Origin of the sequence: Dolichospermum sp. UHCC 0259 (assembly GCF_009711935.1) — a bacterium.
In the GTDB taxonomy this organism is placed as follows: domain Bacteria; phylum Cyanobacteriota; class Cyanobacteriia; order Cyanobacteriales; family Nostocaceae; genus Dolichospermum.
In genome coordinates, this window is the sequence record NZ_VIKX01000288.1 from 1 (window position 1) to 1946 (window position 1946).

General features: G+C 36.3%; 3 protein-coding genes. 2 read left to right on the top strand and 1 reads right to left on the bottom strand.

The annotated features are described in order from the left end of the window. Positions 1 to 465 precede the first annotated feature (465 nt). Complete coding sequence (locus FJR05_RS23760; protein ID WP_168646393.1) at positions 466 to 1092, top strand: type I restriction enzyme HsdR N-terminal domain-containing protein; 627 nt, start codon at positions 466 to 468, stop codon at positions 1090 to 1092. Positions 1093 to 1355: 263 nt separating this feature from the next. Beyond that, complete coding sequence (locus FJR05_RS27475; RefSeq protein WP_254447058.1) at positions 1356 to 1562, top strand: hypothetical protein; 207 nt, start codon at positions 1356 to 1358, stop codon at positions 1560 to 1562. 6 nt (positions 1563 to 1568) lie between these two features. Here FJR05_RS27475 and FJR05_RS23770 read toward each other — a convergent pair. Next, the coding region (locus tag FJR05_RS23770; protein ID WP_168646394.1) for an ATP/GTP-binding protein at positions 1569 to 1946 on the bottom strand (378 nt) is incomplete at its 5' end.

The window sequence follows — 1946 nt, forward strand, 5'->3', positions numbered from 1 at the left end:
CAGCTTACACTGGGAGAGCTTTTTTACTCACTCACCGACTTTTCAAACACCCTCTAAGGGGGGAAATCTTTAGTAAGTTTACTAAACTTTTGATTTACTGTCATATCAAACTTCCCAATTTACCCTATCAATAATCTTAACTGAAAACAGTTGATTTGATTTATACTATGGTTTACTAATTAGTTTTGTAGGTTATTGAGGTGCGGCGATCCTACTTTAAAGCTAAAATTTAGTTAGAGTAACCGGATTTCTCAGCAAAATTCTCAAACCCTTATAAAATCTGGATTCTGGAGTTTCACACTGCATCAAAAATCAACCCCGTAAAAAATGCCTGAAACCGATTCTCTATCCGGGTTATACAAATTACGATTACATTATTCGTGAGAAATACGGGAGCAAAGGTTTCAGGCTTAATAGCTTTTTCTGTACAGTTGAGCCTAAAATTTCGTCAGGAGAAATATCAAAATGGTTCAGTCTATTGCGGCCAAGGATGTGACGCTACGGGAATTAAAGCAAAATTTTGGCATTCAAATCGTTCAAGATGCTACTTTTTTTCCTGAGTGGTTGGATGGGCTTGAGGCTTTGAACAAAGAAGAGCAACATTTATTAGATCGGGTGAAGGCTAATTTTTTAGAATTGATGGATGATCCGCCAATGCTAGAAAATACGGTAAAGATGGTGGTACTTGCGCCCTTGTTAGATTTAGCTGGTTTTTATCATAAACCGTTTAGGATTGAAACAGAAACGGGTGTGGCTTTAGAAATGGAGGATGAAGGAACGATTATTCGGGGGCGGATTGATGTTTTGGTGTTAAAAAATCGGCTTTGGTTGTTGGTAATTGAATCAAAACGGAGTGATTTTGCGGTGACACGCGCAATTCCTCAAGCTTTGGCTTATATGTTGGGTAATGAGGAAACTGTGCTACCAACCTTTGGCATGATTACCAATGGTAATGAGTTTTTATTTTTAAAGGTATTGGAACATGAATATGCTAATTCACGGCTGTTTTCTTTGGTAAATCCTGATAATGAGCTTTATAGTGTATTACAGGTATTAAAACGTTTGGGAACGGAGGCGATAGCGTATCCCTGACGGGAGTGCCTTGCACTCAGCGCTTCGTAGGAATCGCGTTCAGCCAGACATAGGAATATTCTGGACGCTAAAATTAGAGAACAAGTTGCTGCAATTATTATGGAGTTTTTAGCATTATTAACTTAACTTATAAACAAGAAACCTTTATCAAAGATGATGTTTCTATCAGGTTAAACAATTTAACCAACCGCTTAAAACAAATTCAGGGTTTATTACAAGACGGTAATAATAATGATGTCGTCAAAAATTTGATTAGAGAGACAATGTATTTTCTTGAATGGATAGCCCCAGATGTAGAATTTGATTATGCTTTTGAATTAGCGAATTTAGGACGGTTCTTGACCCGTTGGTTGTTTAAATGGGAGCAAATCTGGAACGACAAAGAAGCTAAAAATCAGGTAAATCAAGAACTTGGTAATTGGAATGACCGTGTTTTACAAATGTCACAATTAACTGTACAAAAACTCTGACATATTTTATGATTCCAAATCGAGCCTGACATCTTCTTCATATAAATTTATGGAAGCATCTATAATGGGATTATCTGGTATTCCTGCTTTTAAATCATGAAACTTAATATTGATATCTTCTCCTTTTTCGAGACAGCATAACTGAATACTTTCTTGATGTCTTCTAGCCAGAATTTCAAACTGTTTAAGTACAAAGTAACTATGAGTAGCTATATAAATTTGTACATCAAGTTGGCTAAGAGAAAACAGCATATTACACAAAGCCGTGATAGTATGAGGATGTAGGTTAGTTTCTGGTTCATCAATAAATAAAATTGTGCCAGGTTTAAGTAGTTTTTCACTCTCCCCCCACTTTCGAGAGTTTATAGGGTAGGTAGAAGTAGG

Bases quoted from the DNA above. Each gene is read 5' to 3' on its own strand.
- FJR05_RS23760 (WP_168646393.1), top strand. From the start codon at position 466: ATGGTTCAGTCTATTGCGGCCAAGGATGTGACGCTACGGGAATTAAAG.
- FJR05_RS27475 (WP_254447058.1), top strand. From the start codon at position 1,356: ATGTATTTTCTTGAATGGATAGCCCCAGATGTAGAATTTGATTATGCT.